Origin of the sequence: Neobacillus niacini (genome assembly GCF_023715415.1) — a bacterium.
In the GTDB taxonomy this organism is placed as follows: Bacteria; Bacillota; Bacilli; order Bacillales; family Cytobacillaceae; genus Neobacillus; species Neobacillus niacini_C.
Genome location: NZ_JAMBOB010000005.1, coordinates 426482 through 449165, shown reverse-complemented (window position 1 = coordinate 449165; position 22684 = coordinate 426482). Strand labels below are relative to the sequence as shown.

The following is a 22684-nucleotide window of genomic DNA, read 5'->3' as shown; positions in this document are numbered from 1 at the left end:
TATTCATTTTATAGTCCACATTTCAACTGTGCGTTACAGTTTGTACAAGTGTTACATCCACCAAGTTCTTCAACAGTTCCTTTATGGCAAATTGGGCAAGTATCGCCAACTTCAGAACCAATTGTCACGGATGTTGAACGCAGGTCATTGATGGTATCAATTAACACGACATGTGATTGTGGCTTTGCTTTTTTAAGAACACCATCATGATCTTGGGTGTTTTCTTCGGCTTTAAGAGTAAGAACCTGAGAATCACGAGAACCGTCAACGTACACTGTACCGCCTTTTGCTCCACCTTTATATAAACGCTCGTAGACTTTTTCTACTTGTTCTACACTGTATCCTTTTGGTGCATTAACCGTTTTACTGATTGAACTGTCAATCCAACGTTGGATCACACATTGTGTATCAGCATGTGCCTTCGGTTCAAGTTCCATTGCAGTTACAAACCAATGTGGTAAATTTTGTGGATCTGCTTCTGGATGTGAATCTAAATATTCTTGAACAATATCTGCCTTCACTTCAATAAATTTACCTAATCTTCCGCTTCTGAAATATGAGAAGGAGAAGTATGGCTCTAATCCAGTTGATACGCCAACCATAGTACCAGTTGATCCAGTCTCTTGTATTCGTATAAAGACGCTACTCTTTATACCGCTATTAATAGCTGCTTGTGCTTTCACACAAGGATAGACTATATCAAACACTCAAGGAAGAGTGCCCTCCTATTTCCCCCGTCCATCACTTACGGAGTACGAGCTGCCGCTCTAGTCGTTGAAGCTTTTACCTTATCATTTTTTGTACGGGATAAGGCAACTTGCCTGCTGATTGCCCATTGTTCCATCTATTTCATTTTTGAACCTTCACGTTTATTGTTGCCAATTACGTTGTGGTTGAAACAGCTTTAGGGTGTCCCAGCAATTAAAGAGGTTTCGATTATGTGTCACCACATAAAAGCCCAAATTATTTAGGTGCAACAGTTAATAAGTGTGAATTGCGAATTCCGCGTTCAAGTATAGATTCTCTAATATCTCCAGGCATTTTTTTCATAAAACCTGTTTCAATAAAGGCTTGACGAAGACGATTAGTTGCCTCTTCGTTTTCTCCCGTTAAGAATGGGAAGCTTCCTTTTTCTTTAGCCAGTTCTACTGATGTACGATATGCAGTTGTCGCAATCGTTTCGAACACTTTATCAACAAGTTCGTTTCCTTCTGCTGAACCGTATTCTGTTTCGCAATAAATAAGCAAGTCATGTAATCCCATAACACCAAGACCTACACGGCGTTCTCCAAGAGCTTGCTTCTTATTTTCTTCAAGGAAATATGGTGTAGCATTGATAACGTTGTCCTGCATTCTAACACCGACTGCTACGGTTTTCTTTAACTTCTCAAAATCTACTGTTTTAGTTTCCTTGTCTGCCATTTCTGCAAGGTTTACAGCTGCAAGGTTACAAACGGAAAATGGTGCAAGAGGCTGCTCCCCACAAGGGTTTGTAGCAACAACTTGCTGACCATAAGCTTTTGCATTTGTCATGTCGTTAGCATTGTCAATGAAAAATATTCCTGGTTCTGCTGAGTAAGTCGCACAAATGTTAATTAGATTCCAAAGTTCCTTCGCTTGGATTTTCTTATATACTCGTACTTTGTGACCGAGTCTCTCCCATTCACGTACATCTCCAACATTATGCCATTCTTCATTGTAAATCTTCATTTCCTCTTTACTGTAATGTTCAACATATGGGAAACGAAGCTCATACTCACCATCTTTTTCAACTGCGTCCATAAATTCCTTCGTTAAACATATAGAGATATTCGCTCCTGTTAAGAATTCCGAATTATGAACGGTATAGTTACCACCAGTTTGAAGCTTCTCTTCGGCCTCAGCAATGATTTCTTCACCAAATCCACCAGTACCTGGTATATGTTTATAATTAACAATTCCCTTATACATCGCCTTTTCCTGTGGAGTCAATGGAGTGAATTTAAGTTTGTCCTTAGCATGTTTCTTAATTGTTTCATCATTTGTATTTTCAATTAAAAACCGTAGAATTCTAGGGTTTTGCATTTTTGAAATAATAAATTCAATAACGTCTGGATGCCACGTACATACCGTCCTTTTCAGGATATTTACTCCGCTAGTCAATTGTTGACTAACAGACGGCCTAGACTATATCATCACCCTCAGCTTAATACTGTTAGGGGCCGGGCGCTTATGAGGGTTTATTGTTGGGACTCACCCTCTAGTCGTTGAACCTTCGCCATAACCTTTGCCCTATGACGCTTGGCTGCAGATTGTCCAATACTTACAATTTTTAAAGCATTCACGTTCACCGTTTCCAGTCACGTTGTAGCTTGCAAGTCTCTAAGGATTTTCCTGCAATTCACCCGATTTTCTAGTCATTCATTTTCTGAATGACGCGGACTAGTGCATCTATAAAATTAGTTTCTTTCCCAAAAGTCTTTTCATGGCATTTTTTACAAAGAGTTATTCCATTTGATACTTCAAACCGTTTTTCAGGGTAATGCTTTTTAGGGTAAATATGGTGGGCAGCAATTTGTTTAGAATTAGATGAACAACCAGGCATTTTACATTTGTAGGAATCACGAATATACACTTTTTTCCGCCATTCTTTGTATTCTGCAGAATCTGTAATATCCACTGTTACAACCCTATTCTTTTTTAGATAGTCTTTATAACAGGCAAGACTACAAAAGCTTTTTTTACTTTTATTGTATACAGAAACAACCTTCTCAATTTCCTCTTCACAATTTGGACAGTTAAAAATGATTCTATTTTTTATCCTACTGTCTTTAATTTTTTGAATAGAAATGTCTGAGCGTTTTTTTCCTCTACTAGGTGCACCTTTGTCGATTGAGTTGTGTCCTCTAATTTCCCATCCAAAAAATAAAATTCTATCTAAAATTGTGGTGTAACTTACATCCAATTCATTGGCAATTACTGTATACCCTTTTTTCTGTACAATATATTGGTCATACAGCCAATCCTTATTGTCATATATTTGGTCTCCTAGCTTTAGCCTATGTTTCCTAATTCCAAATCTTCTAAGACGCCCCTTAATTCTACTATTTGTATACCCTGTTTCATCTGAAATACCCTGAATGGTTTGATTATCAATTATATACTTTTGGTAAAGAAACTCTTTAGTAAGATTTAACATGATAGACCTCCTTAAAAACGAACGTCTGTTCTGGTTAAATCATACCAAAATTATTATTTATTGTCACTTTTTTAATCCGCTAACATTATCATCTGAGCTCCGCGGCGCGAACCACCTTGCTCTACTAAGTGTGTCAATTTCGCAATATCATCTAACCACGATACCGATCCAGATGATTTACCATTTACGCCTCTTGCCAATGTATTTCTAGGTCGTAATGTAGATCCATTCGTTCCAACACCGCCGCCGCGGCTCATAATTTCCATTACCTGTTTACGATGATCAGAAATCCCTTCACGTGAGTCTGGAACGAACGGCATTACGTAGCAGTTAAAGAATGTTACATCTGTCTCTGCTCCTGCTCCATAAAGCACACGCCCTGCTGGAATGAAATTCATCGAAACAAGCTCATTGTAAAACTTTTCAAACCACTCAATTCGCTTCTCTTCAGTTTCTTCAACTGACGCAAGCCCCGTAGCATTCCTCTTGGCTATTTGCTCATAGAACAGTTCCAAAGGTTTTTCAATGACATCTAGTGACTTCCATATTAAACCTGTGGCACTTTCTTCAGGATCATCAAGGACTCCTCTAAATTCCTCTTCCACTTTAACCTTTGCTTTTTTACTCTCCCAATCTATTTCCATGATGTAGCCAAGACCACGTGCTGGGAATTTTGGATCTTCTTTTATCGTGAGAACAACAAAGTCGCCATTTGTTAGGGTGATTTTTGCAGTGTCTTTGAAGGTGTACCGGTCCAACATGACCAATCGTGAAACACCCTTATGAGTTATTTTCATATCTGGGGTAACCGGGTGCACTTGGGGGAATAAGTGGATATCCTCATTCAACCTTTCAAAATCAATATTCATTTCTTGTCTAAAAACTACAGACATGAGAACAACTCCTTCAAAAAATTCTATATCTAGTGTGTCAATCTAGCAGGTAAGCCATATCTAGTTGACTTAATATAATTAAATTAACACAGGTATGGGACACAAATCAATATATAGTACCGAAAATATTTTCGACACTACTACATATTGTGTTTCAATCAGAAATAAATAAGTTTGTCAAACTCAAAATAAACTAGAAACAGGAGAAAAGATAAGATATCATTCAAATTTCAGCATAAAACAAGAAAATTTAACAAATTTCGCAGGTTGCCATTTTTAATAAAAGGAAAAAAGGAATTTAAGTGATTAGAAAGAATATTAAAAAAGGTATAATTACTTTAAGAGCTATTAGGGAGGAAAAAATAGATGATAGCACATATTGAAAAAGTGGAAAACGGCTATACTGCCACATATGAACGCCATCTTAAACATCCTGTTGAGGAGGTTTGGTCTTATTTAACCTATAACGAGAAACTGCCAAAATGGTTTTCAGAGCTACGAGTAGATGAGCTTCGTGAAGGCGGGGTTATTAAGTTTGACATGGGGGATGGTACCTTTGATGAGCTTACTATTCTAAAATTAAAAATAAATTCCGTTTTGGAATTCTCCTGGTGGGTAGACACAGTCAGGTTTGAGTTGTCCGAGGAATCTGGGGGCTGCTTACTGGTATTTATTGAAAAAATACATACCATAACTGACCATACCCCAAGAGATCTTGCAGGATGGCATGTCTGTTTGGATGTCATAGAAGCATTGTTGGATGGGCGGACAATTGAACGTAAAAAAGAGTGGAAAATATGGTATGAAAAGTATGTAAAGGAAATTGAAAAGGTTATTCAATAATAGTAACTAAGGCGGACACATTATAGATGCGTCCGCCTTCTGCCTTTTTACTAATATAATTTTTAGATTGTTTATAGTTTCTAAACGAATAGTTCATGAGGCCAATTTGCTCTATTCATTCATTATTTTGAGCCTCATGAGTCCTTTATGAGGACCGTTTTCTCTTTCAACTCATCATTTTGGGCTTCATGAGCCATTCATAGGGCCCGTTCCTTCTATCAACTCATCATTTTGGGCTTCATGAGCCCTTCATGTGGCCTTATCTTTTGAAGTTCCACTCATCATTTTCATATCGCTCTTTTGCAATTTTATTTACATAAGCAAGTTCTTCTTCTGTTAATTGATAGGACTCAAGTTCGATATTTAGCCCATCTGCAAAGCCTTTATAAAAAGCTTCTTTCGCTTCCTCGAGTGAGATTCTTCTAGGACTGATTTCATTAATAGCAACCGCTTTATTTTTGAAGGAAGATTTCATCCGTTCCTTTACCCGCTCATTAGGATATTTAAATAAACTGAACAGCTTATCTTCATCTAAATCTAATAGTATCGACCCATGTTGAAGGATGACTCCCTTTTGCCTTGTTTGTGCACTTCCTGCCACCTTACGACCTTCGACTACAAGTTCATACCAGCTTGGGGCATCGAAACAAACAGCAGAGCGTGGATCCTTCAGTGCACTCCGCTCTTCCTCGGTTTTTGGAACTGCAAAGTATGCTTCTAATCCGAGTTGATGGAATCCTTTTAAGATACCTTCAGAAATAACACGATAAGCCTCTGTTACCGTTTTAGGCATTTCCGGGTGATCCTCAGAAACAATTACACTGTATGTAAGCTCATGCTCATGCAGAACCCCGCGTCCGCCAGTGGGCCTTCTTACAAAACCTAATCCATGGGCTTTTACTGCCTCTAAGTCAATCTCCTTTTCAACCTTTTGGAAATATCCTATTGATAGAGTCGCAGGTTCCCAGCCATAAAATCTGATAACCGGTGGAATTTTCCCTGCACTATGCCAATCAAGCAAAGCCTCATCCAACGCCATGTTGAAAGATGGGGAACAATTGCCAGAATCTATAAAACGCCATACCTCTTTATCCATTTAACAACCTCATCTTTATGTAGTTTACTCTTGCTTTAGTCTACCAAATTCTGATATGAATTCAAAACGAGAAGTTTTTGGTATAATGAAGAAGAAGTTTTTTGTCGTTTATTCTTTATCTTTGTACGATTGACTTATATAATAAAACATAGTGTACCAAAGCTTGAAAGGAGCAAAAAGAAATTGAATTCACTTATACCTCTATTAATCATCATTGTAGCCGTTATAGCTTATTCCGTTTTCACCTATTTTTATCAAAAAAGGATTGTTAAAACGGTAACAGAAGAGGAGTTTCGTGCCGGTTATAGAAAGGCACAGTTAATCGATGTTCGTGAACCGAACGAATACGAAGCAGGTCATATTTTGGGAGCTCGTAATATTCCGGTTTCGCAAATAAGAACACGTATGAAGGAGCTTCGCCCAGATTTACCTGTTTATTTATATGACCAAAACGGAATGCGCAGTGCCCGTGCAGCACAATTTCTACACCGTAAAGGTTACAAAGACCTTACCCAGCTTCAAGGCGGGTTTAAAAAATGGTCTGGGAAAGTAAAAGTAAAAAAGTAAACCAATGAAGACTTCTATTTATTGGAAGTCTTTTTTATTTTTTGACAAAAAAAAGGGGCCAGATTCAGCTGTATGAATCTGGCCCTATTATTATTAAGCCTTTTGAAATTTAAGAATTGGTTTACGAGCTGCTGTTGCTTCGTCCATACGGCCAACAACAGTTGTATGTGGCGCTTCTTGGACGATTTCTGGATTCTCCTCTACCTCTTTCGCAATTTGAATCATGATATCAACAAATGAATCTAGCGTCTCTTTCGATTCTGTTTCAGTTGGCTCGATCATGATACATTCTTCTACATTTAGCGGGAAGTAGATGGTTGGCGGATGGTAGCCAAAATCAAGCAGTCGTTTCGCAATATCCAAAGTACGAACACCTAATTTTTTCTGTCTTCTTCCACTAAGTACAAATTCATGTTTGCAATGCTTATCAAATGGAAGATCATAATACTCAGCAAGTCTTCTCATCATATAGTTTGCATTTAATACTGCATACTCAGTTACTGCCTTTAAGCCATCAGGACCCATTGAACGAATGTAGGTATACGCACGTACATTAATTCCAAAGTTACCATAGAAAGGCTTCACACGGCCAATAGATTGCGGACGGTCATAATCAAATATATACTCTTCACCACGTTTTACTATAACTGGTTTCGGTAGGAAAGGAATTAGGTCTGCTTTTACACCAACAGGTCCTGAACCAGGACCGCCGCCGCCATGTGGACCGGTAAAGGTTTTATGAAGATTCAAGTGAACGACATCAAATCCCATATCTCCCGGTCTAGCTTTTGATAATACTGCATTTAAGTTTGCACCATCATAATAGAGCTTACCGCCTGCAGCGTGAACAATCTCAGCCATTTCAACGATATTTTCTTCAAAAAGGCCAAGTGTATTCGGGTTAGTTAACATTAAAGCAGCTGTATCTTCTCCAACCACTCTTCTTAAATCTTCTAGGTCAACTAAACCATACTCATTTGATTTAACCGTAATCGTTTCAAGCCCTGCTACCGTTGCAGATGCGGGATTTGTTCCATGTGCTGAATCTGGAACAATAACCTTTGTACGTTTTAGATCCCCATTTGCTTCATGAAAGGCACGAATCATCATTAATCCAGTCCATTCACCGTGCGCACCAGCTGCTGGCTGTAATGTCACTTCGTCCATTCCTGTGATTTCAATTAAATGCTGCTGCAAATCATACAACAGCTCAAGAGCACCTTGGACCGAGCTTTCGTCTTGAAGTGGATGGACGTGAGCAAATCCATTGAAACGAGCAACATTTTCATTTATTTTCGGGTTATATTTCATTGTGCAGGAGCCTAATGGATAAAAGCCAGAATCAACTCCATGATTTCTCCGTGAAAGGGCGGTGTAATGACGCATAATATCTAGCTCAGAAACTTCAGGCAGCTCCGGCTCTTCCTCGCGTAAATACCCTTCTGGAAGAAGCCTGCTAAGTTCTAATTCAGGAACATCCATTTCTGGGAGGCTGTATCCAATTCTTCCTGGTGTACTAAGTTCAAAAATGAGTGCCTGGTCTTGGTTATGCATGTAAATCCCCCACTTCTTTCACAAAAGTATCAATTTCTTCCTTCGATCTTTGTTCTGTAACCGCAACGAGCATATGATTTGAAAGCTCAGGATAATCACGGCCTAAGTCGTACCCGCCAATAAACCCTTTTCCTAACAACTCTTGATTGATTTCTTTTACTGGTTTGTTTAATTTAACAACAAATTCATTAAATGAGTAACCATCATGGATGACTTCAAAACCAGCCTCTTTAAAAGCAGTCTTTGCATAGTGAGCCTTTTGCAGGTTGGCAGCGGCAATTTCACGAACACCTTTTTTACCTAATGCCGTCATAGCTACTGAGGCTGCCAGTGCATTTAACGCTTGGTTTGAACAAATATTAGAAGTCGCTTTATCTCGACGAATATGCTGTTCACGTGCTTGAAGAGTTAGTACAAAACCGCGGCGGCCCTGATCATCTTTTGTCTGTCCGACAAGGCGACCTGGAACTTTACGCATTAACTTTGTGGTTACCGCAAAATAACCGCAGTGTGGACCGCCAAATGCTGTTGGGATACCAAAAGGTTGTGAATCTCCAATAACAATATCTGCTCCAAACTTTCCTGGAGGTGTTAATACTCCTAGTGATAGCGGGTTGCTTGAAACAACAAATAGTGACTTGTTAGCATGAATGATTTCTTCTAGTTCCTTTAAAGGTTCAATTCTGCCGAAGAAGTTTGGATACTGAACAATCACAGCTGCAATCTCCTCGTTTACCAAGCCCTTTAGAGCTTCAATATCTGTTACCCCGTTATCTACTGGAACCTCAATCACTTCAAGATACTGACCTTTTGCATACGTTTTGAGGACTTCCTTTGATTCAGGGTGAACAGCACCAGAAACAAGGATTTTTTTGCGTTTTGTGTGTCCCGCACTTAGCATTGCTGCTTCAGCTAGAGCTGTCCCGCCATCATACATAGAGGAGTTCGCAACATCCATGCCTGTTAATTCACAAATCATCGTTTGGAATTCAAAAATAGCTTGAAGCTCTCCTTGAGAAATTTCTGGCTGATACGGTGTATAAGCTGTATAAAATTCAGAGCGTGAAATAACATGGTCCACAATGACTGGCATGTAATGGTCATAAACCCCTGCTCCTAAAAAGGATACATTTCTTTTTAAATCGGCATTACGAGAAGCCATTTTAAATAGCTCTTTCATCAAAGCTGTTTCTGACTTTGCGGCCTTGATGTTATATTCACCTTTAAATCTAACCTTTTCAGGGATATCGCTGAATAATTCATCAACAGAATTAACGCCAATTGTTTCAAGCATTGCCTTTTTATCTTCTTCAGTCATAGGTAAATAACGATGTTTCATAAACCTAATCTCCCCCTCGTGTTTACTTTTCTCGTTTATAAAAAGGTGTTGGGACTATTTTCGCCTTTAGGCGTTTGCCGCGAATTTCCACATCAATTTCAGAATCTATACCTGTATGTTCACTTTTAATAAGGACAAGTCCAATATTCCTTTTCAAGGATGGTGATTGAGTTCCAGTTGTTACCTCACCAATTAGCTCTTCACCTTTATATACGGGATATCCATGACGTGGTATCCCACGGTCAATCATTTCAATTCCTACTAACTTTCTAGCTGCCCCTGCATCTTTTTGCTGCTTAAGTACTTCTTTACCGATAAAATCTACTTCTTTGTTTAACTTAACAGCAAAGCCAATACCAGCTTCTAATGGTGAGATTTCAGGAGATAATTCTTGGCCATAAAGAGCCAAAGTTGCCTCAAAGCGAAGTGTATCCCGTGAACCGAGCCCGCATGGAACAACTCCCTCCTCTTCTCCAGCAGATAGTAGTGCCTTCCAAAGTTCTACAGCATCTGACGCATCGCAATAAATTTCAAAGCCGTCTTCACCTGTATAACCAGTTCGAGAAACCAGTGTATTCTTTCCATTGATATTCACTTCCTGTTGGAACTTAAAGAAGCCTATTTTACTCAAATCGCTATCACCTGCTAGCTTTTGAAGAACCTTTTCAGCAAGTGGCCCTTGAAGCGCCAATTGAGCCATTTTTTCTGATAAATTATCGATTGAAACATTGCCCTCTAAATGGTCTTCCAGCCATTTGAAATCCTTCTCAATATTTGATGCATTCACAACAAGTAAATAATGATTGTCTTCTATTTTATAAACTAGGAGGTCATCAACAGTGCCGCCATTTTCATAGCACATTGCATTGTATTGTGCTCCTCCATTATTAATTTTTGAAATGTCGTTTGTTAACATCTTTTGCAAGTAGTTTAAGCTGTCTGGTCCCTTAACTTCAATTTCCCCCATATGCGAAACATCGAATAAACCAGCCTTTGTGCGGACTGCTTCATGTTCTTCCTTGATGCTTGAGAATTGAACAGGCAGTTCCCAGCCTCCAAAATCAATCGTTTTCCCACCATACTCCTTATACACTTCGAATAATGGCGTGCGTTTTAATTCAGTCATCGATAATCCCCCTTTAATCAAAGATGTTTTTCATACGTTGATACCTTTGCTAAATCCCTTTAGCGCATAACAACAAAAAAGGACAGAAACCTCCCTTTACGAAAAAGAAGGTCTCTGTCCTTGCACCTGAAAGTTTACCTAGACTAGGCTTTCCCCTTTGGTGGCTGCCCTTAAGTCAGCACTCTCCAGAGCTGCGTCAAACAAGAGTTCTTTTGCCTGAGAGATTCACACATTTGTGCTTGCTCCTTCGGCGCTACATTAGTAGTCTCTCCCCTAGTCATCATCCGCATTATAATAATTTCAAAATCGGGTCATACTAAAATATACATCTGAAAAAAATTATTTTATTACAATATTTAAAACTTTCAAAGCTATTTCCATCCTACCATTAAAGCATAATATTGAGCAATAAATTTTTTGTGCAAAAGGGAGTTGAAAACATGACAGTTCAAATAGAATTTGATTCCTCATGGCAGGATGAATTTTTACACAGGATTGAAAACGATGGACCATGGGGAAATTGGGAGCTTTTTAAGCAGGCAGTTGGGGTTGAAAAACATCTGATAATCCCTGATTTTGAAGGCTTACAAGCACCAAGTCATCTGCCTAATCTAACCCCGCTTCCGCATCAGCTCGAAACTGCGAAGCAGGTAATTGAAAACATGAATGGAAAAGCAATTCTTGCTGATGAAGTGGGGCTTGGAAAAACAATAGAAGCAGGACTCATTTTAAAAGAATACATGATTCGTGGACTTGTTAAAAAAGTGTTAATTCTCGTTCCTGCTTCCCTTGTAACCCAATGGTCCTATGAATTAAATAGTAAGTTTTTTATTCCCGCTGTTTCTCAAAGGAAAAGCTATGTATGGGAGCAATGCGATGTAGTCGTCTCTTCCATTGACACAGCCAAACGGGACCCACATCGTGATATCATTTATAAACAAGATTACGATTTAATCATTATTGATGAGGCTCACAAATTGAAGAACAATAAGACTAAAAACTATGAGTTTGTTCAAAGTCTAAAAAAGAAGTTTTGTCTACTCCTCACTGCAACACCGATTCAAAATCGTATTGAAGAAATCTTCAACCTTGTTTCCCTACTAAAACCAGGACATTTAGGCAGTGAAACAGCATTTTATGAAAAATACAAACGAGATGCCCGCTCATTAAATGACAATGAGCATTTAAAAGAGTTGGTAAATAAAGTAATGATCCGAAACCGGCGTGCCGATACAGGTATTGAATGGACTAAAAGACATGTGGAAACGATTCCGATTGCATTTTCACCTCAAGAGAAAGAATTGTATGAAGCGATCACTGAATTAAAAAGTGAAGGTGATTGGGTTCAAACAAGTGCTTTTTCGGTTATGACTTTACAGCGGGAAGCCTGCAGCAGCAGGGAGTCCGTATTTTATACGCTTAAAAATATGCTGCAGAAAAAGGAAAATCCAACAAAGGCATTCGAAGATCAAATACAATATTTAATTTCAAAGGTAGAAGCAGTTACAACAAACTCAAAAGCTGAAAAGGCATTGGAGTTAATTCAAAAAATTGATGATAAGGTAATAATCTTCACCGAATACAGAGCAACCCAAATGTATCTACAATGGTATTTAAAACAAAATGGGATATCATCTGTTCCCTTTCGAGGCGGTTTTAAGCGCGGCAAAAAAGACTGGATGCGTGAGCTATTTCAAAAGCACGCACAAGTCCTCATAGCAACTGAAGCTGGCGGCGAGGGAATTAACCTTCAATTCTGTAATCATATAATTAATTTCGACCTGCCCTGGAATCCAATGAGGCTTGAGCAAAGAATTGGAAGGATTCATCGTCTTGGCCAGGAAAAGGATGTTATGATTTACAACTTTGCCATTCAGAACACGGTTGAAGAACATATATTAAAGCTTCTTTATGAAAAAATTGAACTATTTGAAAAAGTAATAGGAGATTTAGACGATATCTTAACGAAGCTGGACTTTGGAAGTATTGAAGATCATTTAATTGATATATTTGGTCAATCCTGCTCTGAAGGTGAGATGCGAATAAAGATGGAAAACCTTACGTCTATGATTGATTTGGCTAAAGATATGCAGAAGGAGGATTCACATGCAGCAGCTGGAAATTCATAACTTTCTCATACGCTATTTTCAGGCTAATGAATGTCAAATAACAGAAAATGGCCCTGGTTACTTAACTGTCCAGTTATCTATAGAGCTCGATAAGGAATTAATGAATCGACCTTTTTATTGGCATTATTTAGAAAAAACTGGTGGAGTCGCTAATCCAATGAAGCTTACTCTTATTACGAATCCACAGATTGCACCCGAAAATATCAAAGGAGAAATTATTCATTTTGGGTCTCCAAGACTGCATCAAATATTTCAATCAACTAAAAAGCTTTCGAGCTACATCAGGCTTTATGAGAATCACCAGAATAACCAACAACAAACTCCATTACTGCCCTGGCTGTGTATGAATGTTAAGATATCGTATCAATGCGACCGCAAACGGGATATTTTTAAATCAATCGGTTTACAGCTAATAAACGGACAAATGGTAGAGGATTTCCATGATCGTCTGCAGAATGTCAAGCTTACACCAAAGATACCAGATTATTCGTTTACGCTATCGCCGCTAGTAAAACCGAAAAGCGGTTTGTCACGGATTGAAAATTATTTAAAAGCTGTAATTGCAGAAGATGACCATTCATGGGCAGAGGATGCTAGGCAGCGTTGGGAGAAGGATTTGCAGCTTCTGCATCATTTTTATGAGGATGCAGAGGAAGAAAATGAAAGTTACGAAACAGAGAAACGAGCTTTGCAGGAACAGTATGAACCAAAAATAAACATATCGTTTATTAATGGCGGATTGTTTTATTTAACCGACAAGGCTGTTTAACGAAAATAAAGAAGCAGACTTTGTTCTGCTTCTTTACCTTTTCTTCCGATTCTTTACTTCGATATAAAAGATATAAGGAAGAATCCCGAACCAACGATACCAAAAAGACGCCTTGGCTTGCTTTCTCTCTTCCTTGAGCCGTTTTCGTTCGTCTTTTGGCTGGTCCGCATATTTAACAAGAGTTTGAGTCATATATTTTACATAATCATTTGTTTTCATGGACACACCTGCCTTTATTCTTCCCTAAAAGTATGTCCATGAATTCAAACAACTAACACCCTAAATAAACTTCTTTAGTCCATTTTTATCATTTTTTTTGCAGTAATATCGAAATAGCAGCGTACTGCCACTGTTTCACCAGTGTTCATTTTAAGAGTAAAGTTGATTTTCTGTACAGATCCAATCGGAATGTCGGCTTGATATCCCATAGTCCCTTTTTGATAAGAGAATGAACCCTTTCCTGATATTAGACCCCCCGATTGCAATATTTTTTCGACTTTTTTAAAAGAAGAATGGAAATAATATTCTTCCTGAAGAATGACAGTTGTTTCATATGACATTTTCCTTTCAGAAAGCAGTTGTTCAACTCGAAAGGAAAAAATGGATAAAAACAGAATGAGGACCACTAAAGTCAATGGATATGTAAATCCTTGTTCACGACTCCTCATAAAAGTGGAACCCATTCAATATAGGATTGTACTACAACACTGTATTCTTTTTCCCAAACATCCTTTACAAAAATTTTAACTGAGTTATTTATCCTTGTAAAAGTGACCAATGATACATTCTGCAGGATTGTTTCATGACCAGTAGAATTTACTCGCCTTCTTATAATACTGCCGTACTTTTCATATGAAATTTTTTCATTATTCAAGGTTAATACCAAGGTCCCTGAAATCACCTCCGCTTTAGAACTAATACGGATTTCCCTTTTTATCTGACTGCAAAATACATCCCATTCCATGTTTTGAAGTCTTCCATTTGAATCTTTATTGTCTAATATAATTTGAATTACCGGAAACATGAAAAACACTATCATTGTGAAGATTGAGAAAGCAAATAGCACCTCGAGAAGAGTAAAAGCTTTTTCATTCGGGTATCGCACAGTCTTCAATACTTGGGAGGAGTGGATTTTCATCAACTTTTACACACACCTCCTTTTGTCCATTAACTGAGTTCAGACGCCAGTAAATCTTATATTCTGTTCCATTAAGAGTGACGGAGTAATGGGTATTAATCCTATCTTCTATTAAATTCGCTTGAAGTTCCTCAAATAAAAACTGCTTAGCTCTTTTATCTCTCATAAGCTGCTGAGATTGGTTTGCAAAATCTATTAACAAGGGTACAAAAAACATACTTAGCATAAACAAAGCCGATAATGATAAAAGGATCTCTAGTAAAAAGAAACCATCATTCTTCCAAAACATAAAACCGTCCCTTTCCAATCAAAAGAGTTAATTTGTAAATCTGCCGCGGTGTCCGAATAAATATTGTACCGAATCTATCCACATTCCCATTTGAAGTAAATTTAAAAATTAATGGGATGGTCCCCTGACTTACAGTAATCTTTGGAGAATGTTTTCTTTCAACAATGATTTTAACACCAGTCGCGATGACATACTTATGCTCATTCTCTGTAAAGTTAACTCTAACCTCAGTCTGATTAGCGATGGCGTATTGCTGACCGTAATATAAATCTGCTTTTAATTGGGAAATAAAGGACTTGTAGGTAGCTATTTGGTATTGTGGCTTTATGCTAAAGACAGTTATCGAAGAGATGATTAAAAAGATGGAGAGAACAATCAAAGATTCAATTAATGTAAATCCTTTTTGATTGTGGAGCATTAAGATGCTGGCTTGGCTACTGCCGTAACATTTCCTTCAGAATCAATCAATACATTTTTTGTTCCATTTGGACAACCGGTATCTTCAATAAGATAGTCTTCTTCAGTTAGCATTGTCATAGTAGGCACCTTATTATTTTCCATTATATAAGACTGCACTTGCGCTTGAACCATTTTCACATATGCATCACAGCCTTTGTTGTTTATATTGGTATTATGCTTGGCCACATTTGGAATTGTAACAATTAATAAAACCGAAATAACCAGCATAACAATCATCATTTCAATAAGAGTAAAACCTTTTTCATTTTTCATCATCATAAATTCCTCCATTTTTAAATTCCATCGAGTAAGTTAAACATTGGTAATAATATGGCTAGGTACATGGATACAACGAGAAACCCAATAAAAAGATAAAGAACAGGCTGAATCATTTTTAAACTTTTTTCGATTCTTTCTTCCATGTTCAACATACAATGCTGGCTGAAGAATAGTAATTCTTGTTCCAATTTTCCATTTTCTTGACCATGTTTTATTATCATCGGGAATTCTTTTTCAAAGAAAGGAAAGCAAGCCAGGATTGACTCTAAGTTTTCACCCGTTAACAGCTTTTGCTTGATTTCCCTTCCCAACTGGCAATAAAATGGCTGCCTGTAGTTTTTCTCAAATAATTGCAAGGCTTCTAAAACCGATATTCCACCAGCTAAAAGGAAACTAAGTTGAACCGAAAAATAATGGGTAAACAACAATTTGAGGATTCTTCCTGCAATCGGAATTTTCACGAGTTGGGACCTTTGCTGCAGGATGGTGATTTTTCGAAACCAAAAAACATAATAGATTGCACCTGATGCCAAAAGTGCCAGAAAGATAGCCATAAATATTGGAAAATACTCATCAAAAGAATAAAGTACTTTCATAAAGAAATTTTCTTCAAGACTCATAGAATTGAAGAGACTTGTAAATTTAGGCAGCAATGATTTTTGTACAAATACAAACAAAAAGCCTGTTATAAAGATAAGCAATGATGGATACTGTAATATTTTTAAAAGCTTTTTCCTATCATTCTCCTTTACTAATGCTAGACTACTACCTTCCAATAGTGCTTCTGAAAAGCTGCCATGCTGCTCTGCAAAATAGACGTAACCAATTAAGTCCTTGTGAAAGCCAAGCTTATTTAGAACATCATGGAATGATGTCCCATTTCTCAGCTCAACTAAACATTGATACAGCTCCTCCTTTCGATTCTTAGGTAAATGCAATGATATGGATTCAATTGCTTCTGCAATTGGATACCCGCGTGCCAATAATTCACCAATCCGTTTTAATAAGATAGCTTGCTCATTAATAGACCATTTATGGTGCTTCATGATCATACACCAGGCGATCGTATTCAGACTCTTTAATATACCCCAGAGCAATCCCTTTTTTTATTACTTCCCTTACTGTTGTGTAATGCGAAATAATATTTTCTCCCTTTGCTTCTTTCATCGCAGTATTAAGATTTCTCCCTGATAGAAGTTCAAAAACACTCGCCCTTTTCCATCTCCCATATGAATAGCAAAAAGGTGAACACTCCCCTTGGCAATAGGGACAAGTTAGTTCCACTAATCGCTGAGCTGTAACAGCAATTAAGGTTTGTTCTACCTCTAACCAATTTACACCAAACTCACGGAGACGATATACCGCCCCCTTCGCATCCCTTGTATGCATGGTACTAAGAACCAAATGGCCCGTTAATGCAGCACGCACTGCAATTTTAGCTGTTTCCGCATCACGTATTTCACCGACCATAATAATGTCGGGATCATGACGAAGAATCGCCTTTAGACCGGCAGCATATGTAACGCCCGCTTTTTCATTCACTTGTATTTGTAAAACAGAGTCGTAGTTTTTTTCAATGGGGTCTTCAAGTGTGATTACATTTCGATGAAAAAGGTGAGCGGTTTCATTTAAAAGGGAATAAAGAGTAGTCGTTTTTCCAGATCCGGTTGGTCCGGTGAAGATGATTAATCCATGTGCGTGTTTTAGGAGAGCAAGTAGTTTTCTGGTCATTCCAGGAAAAAGTGAAAGTTGGTGAAAGGGAATCTGTTCTTGTTGAGGCAATAGTCTGATAACCAGACTTTCTCGATTGTTTGATGGAAGGGTTGAAAGTCTAAGACCCATTAATTTTCCATCCACTTCACAAAAAATCGCACCGCTTTGGGGGCGTCTTCGTTCTCCGATATCCATATTGGCTGTAAATTTAAAATGTGAAATTAATCTGTCGCATTCTTCTTTTGGAAGTGATAACCGGGGAATGAGTTTGTTCGTTAAGCGGATTTGGATGAGTGTGTCTTTCTTTCTGGGTACAATGTGAATATCTGTAGCTTGGTTTCTTGCAGCATCCGTAATGATTCTATTCGCTAATATTTCGATTGAACTAACAATGTGTAACACCACCTTTTATTTTGTCTTTGTAGGTATTCGACATCTTTCAAGCTTTTCCTTCAAGATTCTTTTCTTTTTTTAAAAAAATATTTCTTGAGATTCTTACTCTATAATCCTCCAAAAAACAACTATTGACAAACGGATTGTATATATTTTGTGTAATATTTGTACAACTAAACCTCGATATACATTCGGCAAATGTGAACAATTTCTAAACATATAGTGTTAACATTGTTAACCTCATTCCCATGTTTAAATCGCTGTATTATAATTGGATTAAATTATGGGGGTTCGAGGTGAACTAGAGATGGAACAAACATTAAAGATAACAAATGTTTTATCAGATCCAACCAGGTATTACATCTATCAATACATTACGAAACGTCACCAAGAAGTAACTGTACAAGAGGTGGCAGAGAACTTTAATATTCATCCCAACGTTGCAAGATTACATTTATCTAAGCTTGAAGATGTTAACATGTTAGCTTCTGAAACTAAAAAAACTGGTAAAGGTGGAAGACCAAGTAGATTATACCGTTTATCAGACGATGTCATTCAATTGCACTTCCCGTTCCGGGATTATATGCTTCTATCCAAAGTTGCAATTACAACTATGCTTACATTAGGAGAAGCTGGTAAACAAGCTCTATATTTAACTGGCAAGCGTTTTGGGGCTGAAGTGATTGAGCAGGAATTGGCAAGAAGATCCTTTGGGGAAGAAATAGAATTTGATCAAAAGTTAACCATTTTAAAAAGTGCTGCAACATTAGCAGGATTCTACCCAGAATTTGAAGTTAATGGGGATCACACAAAAATTTTCTTCCAGATTTACAATTGTCCTTTCAAAGAAGTTGCAGAGGAACACGAAAGTGTTTGTGCTATGCATCATGAGTTCCTAAAAGGAATGTTTGAAGCATTATTTGACAAAGTGGAGCTAGTTGAGAAAGAAAATATCATATCTGGTTGTGAAACTTGCTCATACCAGGCGCTTGTTTCAAACTAATTTGAAACTTTATTTACTTTTGAACTCCTTTTCTTTATAATATTTCTTGATGGTACCGTAGGGGAAAAGGAGGGATACATATGGATCGTATGTACAGAGTCTTGGGTTTCTGGACTGGTATTTTCACTGTAATGTTCTATTTAGGTGATATGGATAAAACTGCCATGCTTTTCTTGGCCCAAACTGGATTCTTTGTTTTGTTAAGCTATCTAAAATTATCCGAACGGATGTACATGTATGTTTTCTGTGGGTATTTAACGGTATTCTTCGCAGGCTTCACTTATTGGACAACTTTTATGATGCCGCTAGGTGGAGGACATTGAGAAGATATTAAAAATAAAAAACACCGGACTCTTTTCCGGTGTTTTTTATTTTTGAAAAAGAATACCATTGATGCCCTTTTGTTGAATAAGTATGTGAAAAAAAGAACTCATACCAGATGGCATAATCAAACTGCGAATAGCACGATTTCGTTTGCTCACAACTGAAAATGGATTTGGATCATAATGATTTTCCAACTCCTTTAATATACCTGCATTAAGTAGAAACTCATCCTGCCTAAGCTTTGAATGGAATAACAAATCTGCCTGCTCACCCTTTTGTATAAGCCAATCAAAATGAATGTGTGTCGTTATGTCCATTTCTCCAGGGCGCTCTAGTACATCATGAACCATTTGGTGCTGATAATATCCCCTTAAGCTTCCCTTTATTCTTGAAGGATGCTTCCAGTCCTCCTTGGTGTATCCATAATCAGCTGTTACTACAAGCCCCCTCTTTAACACTCGGGATATATCATGGACCATCCCTTCCATTAATAAAGGCACTTCTATTCGCTGCTTTTCCGTTAATTCCAAATCACTTTCCTTTAAAAAAGTATAGATAGATGGATTGGTTAAGGGAACCTTCTCCTCATATAAATTCTCATTTTTTATTCCTACCATAACCTCATACAATTGATTGTTCTCTTTCTCAATTACATGAACAGGCATGGCATCAAATAATTCATTGGAAAAGACCATCCCTTCGAATGGCTCTAATTCATCAAGCCTGGTTACTTGCGTGAAGGTATAGGAGGGCTTTAACAATTCATTTTGTAACTTAAGATGATAGGGACTGCTTTCAACAATTATGTATTTTAATGGAGATTTGATGGAATCCTCCCATTCTTGTAAAAAGGCATGAGCAAAACGGCCATTTCCTGCACCAATCTCACAAAAAGTAGGTTCTAAATCATTTTCCTTACAAACATTTGCAAACCATTTTGCAATCATTCGCCCATAAATATCAGAAATATTACTTGTGGTTATAAAGTCTCCCTGACTGCCAATTTTTTGTTTATTTCTCATATAGAATCCTAATTCAGGATGATAGAGGACAGCCTCAATATAATCTGCATAGGATAGTAAGTTTAGTTCTGAGTATGAAATCAACCTCTTTAAATAGGTAATCATAATTTTTTCCCTCTTTCGAGTTTACATCATTGACATAGTGATAACTTTGTAATATTGTAAATTTAGTAGCTTAACTATATCCCTCCCATTATTTATAATAGGACATCCCCCAGAAAAACCCTTCTCCAACGAGAAGGGTTTTTCTATGGATACAAATCCGTCTAACGCAAGCAGCCAAGGCACTTTTCGCATTGGGATTTAAAAACCATTCAAAAACGGATTACTATCCATCTCTTCTCCGATAGTGGTTATTGGTCCATGCCCCGATAAAACAGTAGTTTCTTCAGGTAAAAATAATAATTTTTCATGGATACTCTTCATTAATTGTTTATGGTTACCCCCTGGGAGGTCTGTTCGACCAATACTGCTCTTAAATAATGCATCCCCTGATACAACAAATCCCTCGGATTCAAAGTAATACGATACACTTCCAGGTGAATGCCCTGGAGTCTCAAAGATAGAGAACGTAAATTCAGCAATCGTAAAAGTTTCTTCTTTTTTTATGATATAGTCAGCTTTTTTCATTTTCATTAACTCTTGCATTTGAAAATACTTCGAACCATTTAGAGCGGGATCTATCAGCCAATCTTCTTCCTCTTCATGAATGTAAACAGGAATCTTATAGTAGTCCCTTACCTCATCAACGGCACCAATATGGTCAAAATGTGCATGTGTTAAAAAAATCGCAATCGGCTTAAGTTCTCTCTTTGTTAACCACTTTATCAGTCTTTTCCCTTCACTGCCTGGATCAAAGATTAAGCAGGATTTGTCAGGACTTTCAACTATGTAACAATTTGTTTGTAATACCCCTAGAGGGATTTGAGACCATTTCATTTATGACATTACCTCCAACTATTTTTACATTACTATTATTTTACACTATGTAAGCTGCATTGCTAACTTTTTTAGCCCTCGACAAATGATAAAAAAGAATATAAAATAAGAATCGAATGTATATAATATTCTTACATAACTATTTTAGAGATTTGGGCTAAGTCCAAGTATTATCTAATAAAGGGGGCTTTATTAATGGGAGTAGTTATTATTTTTGCTTTGGTTGCCTTACTTTCTGCTTATGGTGCGTTCACTGCCCTAAAAAATAAAAATTTCTTAGGTGCATTTTGGGCAGTAGCAACTTTGGCTGTTTTTGGCTGGTTTGCAATCATGACCCTTATTGAAAGTGGTTTTCCTACAGCACATTAAGCTCAGGGAAAATTGAAAGACTGCCAAACGGCAGTCTTTTTATTTTTCTACAAGCTCTGATATTTCTTTTGTATTTAAATGAATGATTTTTTCAAAACGGTTTCCGTACAGTACAGCTTCCCCAGTAGGTGAAAGCAGAATAGGTTCATTCTTCAGTCCTTGCAAAATCATATTGCTGTTGCCCTTATTAATATCATAGCTTACAAGCTCAAAGCCTTCACTGTAAGCATCAGCCTCTACACTTTTCAGGGGCTGTAAGGTAATGAACCTTCCATTACTCTCATTAAAGTCGTGATAAGGAACTAACCAGCCTGAAAACATTGTCAGGTGAGGGATAGAAAAAGAATACAGCTGCTTTTTGTCTTTATTATAAAAAGTATAAGCAGCCTGTAATTGCTCTTCATCCCTAGTTGTAACAGTCATGATGATATTATGATAGGTTGAGAATTGAAGTACATCATTGAATAGAATTTCCTCACCTGCAGTTCCTATTTTCTTTGTCATGAGTGGCGCAAAAAGTGAGGGGCTGGTTTCATCCCAGTTCAGATAAGCAATTTCATCTTTTCTCAACCACTTAATAAATGGTTGAGGAATTGATAATTCCGTTGTTTTACTTTGTTCAATATTAAGCAACAGCAGCTGATATGTCCAATCTGCATTAAAAGAAGAGATTATAATCTCCGACTCATTAAACGGGTTCCATTCAAAGGCTAATTCATACGAGGGAAAAGATTGTTTCATTAATTCAATACCCTCAGGAGATAGTATGGTAACTTGTCCTTCATAAGTGGAAGGAGAAGTTTGTATTAGTATATTCTTTCTTGTGGGGCTAACCTGTAAAGTGACAATTGGGACCTCACTCTTATATAGAAATTTACTTTTTCCAGTTAAAAGATTATAAAAATATACAGATGACGATTGCTCAAGGTTAGTAATATAGAGTAGCTGATGGTCTGAAAACCAGCTCCCTATTTTATAGAATTCACCTTCAGGAATTTTAATTGGAAGTTTCCAAGCTTCAACTGGGTCTGAGGGTTCGTTATTATGTTTGTCAATTTCTTTAGAAGGGCTGGGCTTGGCATCTTGTTGATGCGAGCAAGCACTAAAAAAGGAGGCAAAAAAGAGTAAAAACATGATTTGAAATATATATTTACTATTCACTTTACTACTGTTTATACCCATTTTTCCCCTCCCTCCTAATTTCTTTATACTAATTAGACGTTTTCATTACAGAAATGTTTCAATAATAACAGAATTATTTT

The 22684-nt window shown here is 37.4% G+C and carries 23 protein-coding genes, 3 pseudogenes and 1 riboswitch; of the genes and pseudogenes, 7 read left to right on the top strand and 19 right to left on the bottom strand.

From position 1 onward, the window contains the following. Positions 1–8: 8 nt before the first annotated feature. The 4 genes and pseudogenes from M3189_RS14305 to M3189_RS14290 all read right to left on the bottom strand — a co-directional run. A pseudogene (locus M3189_RS14305) lies at positions 9–665 on the bottom strand (hypothetical protein); the annotation flags it as partial. Positions 666–969: 304 nt separating this feature from the next. Further along, positions 970–2100 (bottom strand): annotated as a pseudogene (locus tag M3189_RS14300) (vitamin B12-dependent ribonucleotide reductase); the annotation flags it as partial. Between the two features lie 292 nt (positions 2101–2392). Continuing rightward, a complete protein-coding gene (locus M3189_RS14295) occupies positions 2393–3178 on the bottom strand; it encodes an HNH endonuclease (protein ID WP_251634725.1) in 786 nt (261 codons plus the stop codon). 74 nt (positions 3179–3252) lie between these two features. Then, positions 3253–4071 (bottom strand): annotated as a pseudogene (locus tag M3189_RS14290) (ribonucleotide reductase N-terminal alpha domain-containing protein); the annotation flags it as partial. Positions 4072–4437: 366 nt separating this feature from the next. Between M3189_RS14290 and M3189_RS14285 the strand changes: the two are divergent. Beyond that, positions 4438–4914: an SRPBCC family protein gene (locus tag M3189_RS14285; protein ID WP_251634724.1), complete on the top strand. Its 477-nt coding sequence runs from the start codon at positions 4438–4440 to the stop codon at positions 4912–4914. Between the two features lie 259 nt (positions 4915–5173). Here the strand turns inward: M3189_RS14285 and M3189_RS14280 are convergent, their stop codons facing one another. Next, entirely contained in the window at positions 5174–6010 is an 837-nt protein-coding gene (locus tag M3189_RS14280; RefSeq protein ID WP_251634723.1) for a lipoate--protein ligase family protein, read from the bottom strand. Positions 6011–6193: 183 nt separating this feature from the next. Here M3189_RS14280 and M3189_RS14275 point away from each other — a divergent pair, with 183 nt between their 5' ends. Continuing rightward, positions 6194–6577, top strand: a complete 384-nt coding sequence (locus M3189_RS14275) for a rhodanese-like domain-containing protein (RefSeq protein WP_251634722.1) — start codon at positions 6194–6196, stop codon at positions 6575–6577. Positions 6578–6670: 93 nt separating this feature from the next. On the opposite strand, the gene gcvPB is transcribed toward M3189_RS14275, so the two are convergent. Genes gcvPB through gcvT form a run of 3 tightly spaced genes read right to left on the bottom strand, consistent with a single transcriptional unit; the run spans position 6671 to position 10596 of the window. Continuing rightward, positions 6671–8131, bottom strand: coding sequence for an aminomethyl-transferring glycine dehydrogenase subunit GcvPB (gene gcvPB / locus M3189_RS14270; protein ID WP_251634721.1), 1461 nt, complete (start codon positions 8129–8131; stop codon positions 6671–6673). Next, positions 8124–9470: an aminomethyl-transferring glycine dehydrogenase subunit GcvPA gene (gene gcvPA, locus M3189_RS14265; RefSeq protein WP_251634720.1), complete on the bottom strand. Its 1347-nt coding sequence runs from the start codon at positions 9468–9470 to the stop codon at positions 8124–8126. Before gcvPA ends, gcvPB begins: the two co-directional genes overlap by 8 nt. 22 nt (positions 9471–9492) lie before the next feature. Further along, positions 9493–10596, bottom strand: coding sequence for a glycine cleavage system aminomethyltransferase GcvT (gcvT, locus tag M3189_RS14260; RefSeq protein ID WP_251634719.1), 1104 nt, complete (start codon positions 10594–10596; stop codon positions 9493–9495). Positions 10597–10790: 194 nt separating this feature from the next. Beyond that, positions 10791–10880: riboswitch (glycine riboswitch) on the bottom strand. A 156-nt stretch (positions 10881–11036) separates the two neighbouring features. Here gcvT and M3189_RS14255 point away from each other — a divergent pair. Together M3189_RS14255 and M3189_RS14250 are read left to right on the top strand one after the other, a co-directional pair. Then, the gene (locus M3189_RS14255; RefSeq protein ID WP_251634718.1) at positions 11037–12725 is read left to right on the top strand and encodes a DEAD/DEAH box helicase; all 1689 of its coding nucleotides are present in this window, start codon (positions 11037–11039) and stop codon (positions 12723–12725) included. Next, the gene (locus M3189_RS14250) at positions 12703–13494 is read left to right on the top strand and encodes a YqhG family protein (protein WP_251634717.1); all 792 of its coding nucleotides are present in this window, start codon (positions 12703–12705) and stop codon (positions 13492–13494) included. The genes M3189_RS14255 and M3189_RS14250 overlap by 23 nt, the downstream gene beginning before the upstream one ends. Before the next feature lie 33 nt (positions 13495–13527). Here the strand turns inward: M3189_RS14250 and M3189_RS14245 are convergent, their stop codons facing one another. The 8 genes from M3189_RS14245 to comGA all read right to left on the bottom strand — a co-directional run bounded on the left by M3189_RS14245 (position 13528) and on the right by comGA (position 17774). Continuing rightward, the gene (locus M3189_RS14245; RefSeq protein ID WP_251634716.1) at positions 13528–13713 is read right to left on the bottom strand and encodes a YqzE family protein; all 186 of its coding nucleotides are present in this window, start codon (positions 13711–13713) and stop codon (positions 13528–13530) included. Positions 13714–13787: 74 nt separating this feature from the next. Then, complete coding sequence (gene comGG / locus M3189_RS14240) at positions 13788–14162, bottom strand: competence type IV pilus minor pilin ComGG (RefSeq protein WP_251634715.1); 375 nt, start codon at positions 14160–14162, stop codon at positions 13788–13790. Further along, complete coding sequence (comGF, locus tag M3189_RS14235) at positions 14159–14632, bottom strand: competence type IV pilus minor pilin ComGF (RefSeq protein ID WP_251634794.1); 474 nt, start codon at positions 14630–14632, stop codon at positions 14159–14161. Before comGF ends, comGG begins: the two co-directional genes overlap by 4 nt. Further along, positions 14583–14921 carry a hypothetical protein gene (locus M3189_RS14230; protein WP_251634714.1) on the bottom strand — a complete coding sequence of 113 codons (339 nt, stop codon included), beginning with the start codon at positions 14919–14921 and terminating at the stop codon, positions 14583–14585. Before M3189_RS14230 ends, comGF begins: the two co-directional genes overlap by 50 nt. After that, positions 14905–15339, bottom strand: coding sequence for a competence type IV pilus minor pilin ComGD (comGD, locus tag M3189_RS14225; protein WP_251634713.1), 435 nt, complete (start codon positions 15337–15339; stop codon positions 14905–14907). Before comGD ends, M3189_RS14230 begins: the two co-directional genes overlap by 17 nt. Continuing rightward, positions 15339–15653 (bottom strand): competence type IV pilus major pilin ComGC, encoded by a 315-nt coding sequence (gene comGC / locus M3189_RS14220; protein WP_251634793.1) that lies wholly within the window; start codon positions 15651–15653, stop codon positions 15339–15341. The genes comGD and comGC overlap by 1 nt, the downstream gene beginning before the upstream one ends. 20 nt (positions 15654–15673) lie before the next feature. Further along, positions 15674–16705, bottom strand: coding sequence for a competence type IV pilus assembly protein ComGB (gene comGB / locus M3189_RS14215; protein WP_251634712.1), 1032 nt, complete (start codon positions 16703–16705; stop codon positions 15674–15676). Then, a complete protein-coding gene (gene comGA / locus M3189_RS14210) occupies positions 16692–17774 on the bottom strand; it encodes a competence type IV pilus ATPase ComGA (protein ID WP_353057426.1) in 1083 nt (360 codons plus the stop codon). Before comGA ends, comGB begins: the two co-directional genes overlap by 14 nt. A gap of 298 nt (positions 17775–18072) precedes the next feature. Here comGA and M3189_RS14205 point away from each other — a divergent pair, with 298 nt between their 5' ends. Both M3189_RS14205 and M3189_RS14200 read left to right on the top strand, forming a co-directional pair. Next, the gene (locus tag M3189_RS14205; protein ID WP_251634710.1) at positions 18073–18768 is read left to right on the top strand and encodes a helix-turn-helix transcriptional regulator; all 696 of its coding nucleotides are present in this window, start codon (positions 18073–18075) and stop codon (positions 18766–18768) included. Between the two features lie 80 nt (positions 18769–18848). Then, the gene (locus M3189_RS14200; protein ID WP_095247095.1) at positions 18849–19091 is read left to right on the top strand and encodes a DUF2626 domain-containing protein; all 243 of its coding nucleotides are present in this window, start codon (positions 18849–18851) and stop codon (positions 19089–19091) included. Positions 19092–19136: 45 nt separating this feature from the next. Here M3189_RS14200 and M3189_RS14195 read toward each other — a convergent pair whose 3' ends face one another. Further along, entirely contained in the window at positions 19137–20219 is a 1083-nt protein-coding gene (locus M3189_RS14195; protein WP_251634709.1) for a class I SAM-dependent methyltransferase, read from the bottom strand. Positions 20220–20417: 198 nt separating this feature from the next. After that, the gene (locus M3189_RS14190; protein WP_251634708.1) at positions 20418–21053 is read right to left on the bottom strand and encodes an MBL fold metallo-hydrolase; all 636 of its coding nucleotides are present in this window, start codon (positions 21051–21053) and stop codon (positions 20418–20420) included. 195 nt (positions 21054–21248) lie between these two features. On the opposite strand from M3189_RS14190, the gene M3189_RS14185 reads away from it, so the two are divergent. Beyond that, a complete protein-coding gene (locus M3189_RS14185) occupies positions 21249–21422 on the top strand; it encodes a DUF2759 domain-containing protein (protein WP_251634707.1) in 174 nt (57 codons plus the stop codon). Between the two features lie 39 nt (positions 21423–21461). Here M3189_RS14185 and M3189_RS14180 read toward each other — a convergent pair whose 3' ends face one another. Further along, positions 21462–22604, bottom strand: coding sequence for a hypothetical protein (locus M3189_RS14180; protein ID WP_251634706.1), 1143 nt, complete (start codon positions 22602–22604; stop codon positions 21462–21464). Between the last annotated feature and the right edge of the window lie 80 nt (positions 22605–22684).

Bases quoted from the DNA above. Each gene is read 5' to 3' on its own strand.
- comGC (WP_251634793.1), bottom strand. From the start codon at position 15,653: ATGAAAAATGAAAAAGGTTTTACTCTTATTGAAATGATGATTGTTATG.
- M3189_RS14180 (WP_251634706.1), bottom strand. From the start codon at position 22,604: ATGGGTATAAACAGTAGTAAAGTGAATAGTAAATATATATTTCAAATC.
- comGD (WP_251634713.1), bottom strand. From the start codon at position 15,339: ATGCTCCACAATCAAAAAGGATTTACATTAATTGAATCTTTGATTGTT.
- M3189_RS14250 (WP_251634717.1), top strand. From the start codon at position 12,703: ATGCAGCAGCTGGAAATTCATAACTTTCTCATACGCTATTTTCAGGCT.
- M3189_RS14245 (WP_251634716.1), bottom strand. From the start codon at position 13,713: ATGAAAACAAATGATTATGTAAAATATATGACTCAAACTCTTGTTAAA.
- M3189_RS14230 (WP_251634714.1), bottom strand. From the start codon at position 14,921: ATGTTTTGGAAGAATGATGGTTTCTTTTTACTAGAGATCCTTTTATCA.
- comGB (WP_251634712.1), bottom strand. From the start codon at position 16,705: ATGAAGCACCATAAATGGTCTATTAATGAGCAAGCTATCTTATTAAAA.
- M3189_RS14255 (WP_251634718.1), top strand. From the start codon at position 11,037: ATGACAGTTCAAATAGAATTTGATTCCTCATGGCAGGATGAATTTTTA.
- comGF (WP_251634794.1), bottom strand. From the start codon at position 14,632: ATGAAAATCCACTCCTCCCAAGTATTGAAGACTGTGCGATACCCGAAT.
- M3189_RS14185 (WP_251634707.1), top strand. From the start codon at position 21,249: ATGGGAGTAGTTATTATTTTTGCTTTGGTTGCCTTACTTTCTGCTTAT.
- M3189_RS14195 (WP_251634709.1), bottom strand. From the start codon at position 20,219: ATGATTACCTATTTAAAGAGGTTGATTTCATACTCAGAACTAAACTTA.
- comGG (WP_251634715.1), bottom strand. From the start codon at position 14,162: ATGAGGAGTCGTGAACAAGGATTTACATATCCATTGACTTTAGTGGTC.
- M3189_RS14205 (WP_251634710.1), top strand. From the start codon at position 18,073: ATGGAACAAACATTAAAGATAACAAATGTTTTATCAGATCCAACCAGG.
- M3189_RS14190 (WP_251634708.1), bottom strand. From the start codon at position 21,053: ATGAAATGGTCTCAAATCCCTCTAGGGGTATTACAAACAAATTGTTAC.
- gcvT (WP_251634719.1), bottom strand. From the start codon at position 10,596: ATGACTGAATTAAAACGCACGCCATTATTCGAAGTGTATAAGGAGTAT.
- M3189_RS14200 (WP_095247095.1), top strand. From the start codon at position 18,849: ATGGATCGTATGTACAGAGTCTTGGGTTTCTGGACTGGTATTTTCACT.
- gcvPA (WP_251634720.1), bottom strand. From the start codon at position 9,470: ATGAAACATCGTTATTTACCTATGACTGAAGAAGATAAAAAGGCAATG.
- M3189_RS14295 (WP_251634725.1), bottom strand. From the start codon at position 3,178: ATGTTAAATCTTACTAAAGAGTTTCTTTACCAAAAGTATATAATTGAT.
- gcvPB (WP_251634721.1), bottom strand. From the start codon at position 8,131: ATGCATAACCAAGACCAGGCACTCATTTTTGAACTTAGTACACCAGGA.
- M3189_RS14280 (WP_251634723.1), bottom strand. From the start codon at position 6,010: ATGGATAAAGAGGTATGGCGTTTTATAGATTCTGGCAATTGTTCCCCA.
- M3189_RS14285 (WP_251634724.1), top strand. From the start codon at position 4,438: ATGATAGCACATATTGAAAAAGTGGAAAACGGCTATACTGCCACATAT.